Origin of the sequence: Paraburkholderia sp. (assembly GCF_035948235.1) — a bacterium.
Taxonomy (GTDB): Bacteria; Pseudomonadota; Gammaproteobacteria; order Burkholderiales; family Burkholderiaceae; genus Paraburkholderia.
In genome coordinates, this window is the sequence record NZ_DASZJJ010000161.1 from 1 (window position 1) to 5943 (window position 5943).

The window sequence follows — 5943 nt, forward strand, 5'->3', positions numbered from 1 at the left end:
TGAGCGGCTTTCTTTGCCTACTTTCTTTGCCGCCGCAAAGAAAGTAGGTGCCGCCCCGCACAGGGGCAACGCTAATAGACCGACACGACCACAAGGAAATGCCAACCCCACCAGAACCACGACAATTAAAGATCAATCACAAGCCGCGAAGTCTTGGCCCGCGACACACACAGCAGAATAGTCTTCTGCGCAGCCTTCTCATCATCATCAAGATACTGATCGCGATGATCGGCCTCGCCTTCAAGAATCGCGACCTCGCACGTACCGCACACGCCTTCACGGCACAGCGACTCAACCGTCACCCCAGCCCGCTCGATAGCCTTGAGAATGGTCTCATCCTCAGCCACCTCAAGCTCGATCCCGGACTTCGCCAGCACCACAGTAAAAGCCTGACCACCCGTATCGCCAGCAGCAAACTGCTCCGAATGCAACTGCGCCTTCGGCCACCCAAGCAGCGCGGCGTTCGCATACACAGCGTCATTCAACCCTTGCGGACCGCAAACATACACATGCGCATCCGCAGGCAGATTCTTGAAGAGCTTGAGCAGATCAAGCCGCTGCCCTTCGCTATCGACATAGCAATGCACATTCGCCGCATGAGCACCGGCCTTCAGTTCATCGACAAAAGCGCCATGCTCCGGGCTGCGATACGCGTAATGCAACTCCAGATCGAGCCCACCCGCCGCATGCTCCGCGAGTTGCGCAAGAAACGGCGTAATACCAATGCCGCCCGCAATAAACACATGCTTCTTCGCGCCCGGCGCGAGTTCAAAAAGATTCGCAGGCGTACCAATAGCCAGCCGAGTCCCCACCTGCACGCGCTCGTGCATAAAAGCCGAACCGCCCCGCGACGCCTCTTCACGCCGCACGGCGATCTGATACTGCCGCGTGTCGTGCGGCGAACTGAGCAGCGAGTACGCATTGTGATACCAGCGCTCGCCATCCTGCATCGAGACCAGCACGTGGGCGCCCCCGCTAAAGACGGGCAGCGGTGCGCCGTCCGGCAGCGCGAGCGTGAAGCGCTTGATGAGCGGAGTGAGTTGCTCGACGGCGACTACGTCGACAGTGATCGATTCGCGGGCGTTCATGGTGTTTCTGGATTCGAGATTCGGATAGATGGCGGATGCGGTGGGCGCCGCATCCGCGTCGGTGACGCCGTGAGCCCTAGCGGCTCACGCCGCCCATGCAGAGGTACTTGATCGACAGGTAATCTTCGATGCCGTACTTCGAGCCTTCCCGGCCGATGCCCGACTGCTTGACGCCGCCAAACGGCGCGACTTCGTTGGAGATCAGCCCCGTGTTGATGCCGACAATGCCGTACTCCAGTTGCTCGGCCACACGCCAGATGCGGCCAATATCGCGGCTATAGAAATACGCGGCGAGTCCATAGATCGAGTCGTTGGCAAGCTGCACGACTTCGGCGTCGCTCGAAAAGCGCACGATCGGCGCGACCGGTCCGAAGATCTCTTCGCGGAGCACCGCCATGCCCGGCTTCGCGTCGGCGAGCACGGTGGGCGCGTAGAAGTTGCCGCCGCGCGCGTGCGGCGCGCCGCCTGTCACCACGCGCGCGCCTTGCGCCACGGCGTCGCGCACGAGGCCATCGACCTTGTCGCGCGCCGCTGCCGTGATGAGCGGGCCGATGTTCACGCCTTGCGCGAAGCCGTCGTCCACCTTGAACGCGGCCACGCGCGCCGCGAAGCGCTCGCAGAATGCGTCATACAGCGAGTCGTGCACGTAGAAGCGGTTCGCGCAGACGCAGGTCTGGCCCGCGTTGCGATACTTCGAGAGCAGCGCGCCTTCCACTGCGGCGTCCAGATCGGCGTCGTCGAACACGATGAAGGGCGCGTTGCCGCCCAGTTCGAGCGAGACCTTCTTGACCGTGTCCGAGCATTGGCGCATCAGCAGGCGGCCCACTTCGGTCGAGCCCGTGAAGCTGAGCTTTTTCACGAGCGGGCTGGACGTCATCTCAAGGCCGATTTCGCGCGACTTGCCGGTGACAATGTTGAGCACGCCCGCCGGAATGCCGGCCTGTTCGGCCAGCGCCGCCAGCGCGAAGGCCGACAGCGGCGTTTCGTTGGCGGGCTTGACGATCATCGTGCAGCCCGCGGCCAGCGCGGGCGCGGCCTTGCGCGTGATCATCGCGGCCGGGAAATTCCACGGCGTGATGGCGGCGCACACGCCGATCGGTTCCTTCGTCACGACGAGGCGCTGGTCCGGGTTCGGACTGGGGATCACGTCGCCGTCGATGCGCTTGGCCTGTTCCGCGAACCATTCGATGAACGAGGCCGCGTAGGCGATTTCGCCGCGAGCTTCCGCGAGCGGTTTGCCTTGCTCGCGTGTCATCAGTTCGGCGAGCTGTTCCTGGTTCGCCATGACCAGCTCGAACCAGTTGCGCAGCAGGCGCGCGCGCTCTTTTGCGGTGGTCGCGCGCCAGCCGGGCAGGGCGCGCTGGGCGGCGTCGATGGCCGCGCGCGTTTCGCCCGCGCCCATGTTCGGCACGTTTGCGATGCACTCGCCGGTCGAGGGGTTATGCACGGCGAGCGTCGCGCCGTCGTCCGCGTCGCGCCACTGGCCGTCGACGTAGGCCTGCTGTCGCAACAGGCCGGGATGTTGCAGCGAAGTCATGTTTGGTCCTCGACTCTCAATCCTGGTAGTGCTGCGCGAGCAGATTGTGGAAGTGGGCGATGCCGTGTTCGCTGATGCCGCTGCGTTTTTCGTCGACCATGATGCGGCCCTGGCCGCGATAGCCGCGCGATTTCAGGCCCTTTTGCACGCTCTCCACGAGGCGCAGGTCTTCGGGGCGGAACACGGTGCGATACCACTCGATCAGCTTTTGCTGCTCTTCGGTCGGCTCGTCGTTGAGGAAGTAGATGTCGTAGTGCTGGAGCGTGACTTCGGCGCTCATCGGGAATTCGTAGATGACCGTCATGAAGTTGCTGCCCGGCGGCACATTGAACATCGTGCACGGCCACGCCCAGTAGCCGTGGAAGCTCGGGTCCGTGATCGACGGATCGAGCTTGAACGAGCGCTCCGACGATTGCGCGTGGCCGAACTGCAGCGTCCACTTGCCATGCAGCGTGTGCGTGTACTGATCGACCTTGACCGAATCCGAGAAGCCGGGGTGCGCCGGGCCGCAGTGATAGCACTCGAGGTAGTTATCGACGATCGACTTCCAGTTGGCGGGCGTCTCGGTCACGAAGCGCGCGGCCAGCTTGAGGTCGTCGATCACGGGGCAGGCATTGCGCAGGCTCGCTTCGAGGCCGGGCAACTGCGCTTCCACGTTGTCCGCTTCAGGGTTCAGGTTGATGAACACGAAGCCCGCGTATTCCTCCACGCGCACCGGCACGAGCGTCGAGTTTTCCTTGTCGAACGACTGGACGTGGTCGCAGTTATTGGCGTGCGCGAGCGCGCCGTCGAGCTTGAATGCCCACGCGTGGTACGGGCAGGTGATGACGTTCTTCGCCTTGCCGCTGCCTTCGAGCAGTTGATGGCCGCGGTGCGGGCAGACGTTATAGAACGCGCGCAGCACCTTGTCCTTACCGCGCACCAGCAGGATGCTTTCGCCGACGATCTCCCGCGTCACGTAGGCGTTGGCTTCCGCCAGTTCGCTGCGATGTGCGACGCAGATCCAGGTGTCCTCGAAGATGCGCTTCTCTTCTGCCTTGTAGACCGACTCGGCGGTGTAGTAGCTGGCCGGGATGGTCCAGGCGAGATCCGGGTTGGCGCAGAAGTCGGCCGGCAGCTTCGGCAGGTCGGGTTGCTTGTGGAATTCGATCGGGAGATAGGTCATGGGGTCCGCCGCAATAGAGAGCAGTAAGGAAGCGCGCGCTAAAAAATTAACTATAAGTTACATCAAAACTATGGGTTAACGAAAGGATAAGAGAAATTCCGCCGATGAGGGATCAGGGTTATCCCTCGACGAGCTTTTACGCCGCTTTGAAAGCCAGTGAAATCAATCCCGTCTTGATGCGCATCGCGTATCCTTAGCGCTGAATAGGTATGTCGCTTGAGCTGTCGCAAGGCAAATCGATTTCGTGGAAATCGTCAATAGGAGGATGCGATAGTGCGTCTCACCCCTCCAGGATGCGTACTATTGTTAACCAATGGTTTGTTGTTAACCGTAGGATAACCGTGACGTGGCCGGAAACGGAAAAGCTTTCCGCAACCGCGCACGGCGCGCGGAGTGGCTTCGCTTGATGCGGAACTGCCTGCGCCACCCCACAACTGGAGGAGACATGACACAAGAGGCAATGGCCGAAGCGCTGGCCGGCGAGCCGTCGCGCGCCAAATCGCGGATAGAATCGCGCTCGATCGATTACGTGCCGCTCGCCGAACGCAAGGGAAAGGCGTGGCACCTGTGGCCGGTGTGGTTTACGGGCGATGCGAATCTGGCGACCATCGCGGCGGGTGCGATCGGCATCAGCATGGGCGGCAATCTGTTGTGGAGCGCGATCGCCATCGTACTCGGCAATGTGCTGGGCACCTTCTTCATGGCGTTCCATTCGAGCCAGGGGCCGCAACTGGGCCTGCCGCAGATGATCCAGTCGCGCCCGCAGTTCGGCTATATGGGCGCGCTGCTCGTGTGGGTGGTCGCGCTCGTCACCTATATCGGCTACAACTCCTTCAACCAGTTGATGGCCGGGCAGACCGCGCATCATCTGCTGGGCACCGAGCCGCATCTGAGCTACATCGTGTTTACCGTGCTGGCGGTGGGTCTGGCGGTGTTCGGCTATGACCTGATCCACAAGGCGCAGCGCTGGCTCGCCTTCGCGCTGCTCATCGCATTGACGATCTTCAGCGTGGGCATGTGCGTGAAGATGCCGTTCCCGGCTGCGCAACTGAGCTTCGCGGGCTTCAAGGCCACGCCGTTCCTCGTACAGCTTTTCTCGGCGGCGGCGTACCAGCTTTCGTGGTCGATCTATGTTTCGGACTACTCTAGATACCTTCCGCCCAATACCGGTGTGCGCGCAACGTTCTGGTGGACCTTCCTGGGCGCACTGATCGGCGGCGTGTGGATGATGCTGGTGGGCACCGCAGCGGCGGCACTTAACGCGCAGATCGAGATTTCGGATGCGGTCCAGCGCGCCGGCGACCTGATTTTCCCCGGCTTCGGCACGGTCACATTGCTGCTCGCGCTGCTGGGCCTGCTCGCGATCACAGGATTGAACTTCTATGGTGCGTCGCTCACGCTCCTGAGCATCACGGATTCGTTCAAGCCGCTCAAGTCGAACGCGAGCAAGCGCATTGCAAGCCTGGTCGTCGTGGCGCTGGTGGCGACGTCGCTGGCGTTCTCGGCGTCGGATAACTTCATGGGCAAGTTTGGCGACTTCCTCGGCATTCTGGGTTATCTGTTCACGCCCTGGACCGCCATCAACCTGATCGACTTCTTCGTGGTGCGCCATTCGCACTATTCGGTGCGCGAGATCTTCAACCCACGGGGCATTTACGGCCGCTGGAACTGGCGCGGTCTGACCGCCTATGCCGTGGGTTTCACCGCGATGATTCCGTTCTTCAAGACCGACATTTACACCGGCCCCGTCGCCCGCATGCTGGGCGGCACCGATGTGGCGATGCTCGTGGGTCTGCCCGTGGCCGCGCTGGTCTATCTGTGGACTTGCCGCTCGCTCGACATCGAACAGGAACGCCGGCTCGTGCAGGAAGCCGATCGTGGCCTGAACTGATTGCGCCCGATAACAACCACAACACTCATCAACATCGCGATATGAATTCGATGAAGACAATGCGCACGAGTGCGCTGTATGCGGCTGCGCAGGTGACCGTACTCACGCTGGCTGCGCTACCGCTGGCGGCCAGCGCGCAAAGCAGCGTGACGTTCTACGGCGTGCTCGATGCGGGCGTCACTTATGTGAGCAACGCGGGCGGCGCGCATCAGGTGAAGTTCGACGACGGCATTTCGTATGCAAACCGCTGGGGCATCAAAGG

5 protein-coding genes are annotated in these 5943 nt (G+C 62.0%); 2 read left to right on the plus strand and 3 right to left on the minus strand.

What is annotated here, in order from left to right; all coding sequences use genetic code 11:
* Positions 1–125 precede the first annotated feature (125 nt).
* The 3 genes from VG320_RS14245 to VG320_RS14255 all read right to left on the minus strand — a co-directional run bounded on the left by VG320_RS14245 (position 126) and on the right by VG320_RS14255 (position 3790).
* Positions 126–1088, minus strand: a complete 963-nt coding sequence (locus tag VG320_RS14245; protein WP_327200745.1) for a PDR/VanB family oxidoreductase — start codon at positions 1086–1088, stop codon at positions 126–128.
* Positions 1089–1164: 76 nt separating this feature from the next.
* Positions 1165–2625, minus strand: coding sequence for an NAD-dependent succinate-semialdehyde dehydrogenase (locus tag VG320_RS14250; protein WP_327200746.1), 1461 nt, complete (start codon positions 2623–2625; stop codon positions 1165–1167).
* 16 nt (positions 2626–2641) lie between these two features.
* Positions 2642–3790 (minus strand): ring-hydroxylating oxygenase subunit alpha, encoded by a 1149-nt coding sequence (locus tag VG320_RS14255; RefSeq protein WP_327200747.1) that lies wholly within the window; start codon positions 3788–3790, stop codon positions 2642–2644.
* A gap of 445 nt (positions 3791–4235) precedes the next feature.
* On the opposite strand from VG320_RS14255, the gene VG320_RS14260 reads away from it, so the two are divergent.
* Positions 4236–5681 (plus strand): purine-cytosine permease family protein, encoded by a 1446-nt coding sequence (locus VG320_RS14260; RefSeq protein WP_327200748.1) that lies wholly within the window; start codon positions 4236–4238, stop codon positions 5679–5681.
* Between the two features lie 50 nt (positions 5682–5731).
* Positions 5732–5943, plus strand: a 212-nt coding sequence (locus VG320_RS14265; RefSeq protein ID WP_414696039.1) for a porin, incomplete at its 3' end; no start/stop codon positions are given.

What these genes read in the sequence shown, in the direction of transcription:
- VG320_RS14245 (WP_327200745.1), bottom strand. Translation starts at nt 1,088, where the DNA reads ATGAACGCCCGCGAATCGATCACTGTCGACGTAGTCGCCGTCGAGCAA.
- VG320_RS14250 (WP_327200746.1), bottom strand. Translation starts at nt 2,625, where the DNA reads ATGACTTCGCTGCAACATCCCGGCCTGTTGCGACAGCAGGCCTACGTC.
- VG320_RS14255 (WP_327200747.1), bottom strand. Translation starts at nt 3,790, where the DNA reads ATGACCTATCTCCCGATCGAATTCCACAAGCAACCCGACCTGCCGAAG.
- VG320_RS14260 (WP_327200748.1), top strand. Translation starts at nt 4,236, where the DNA reads ATGACACAAGAGGCAATGGCCGAAGCGCTGGCCGGCGAGCCGTCGCGC.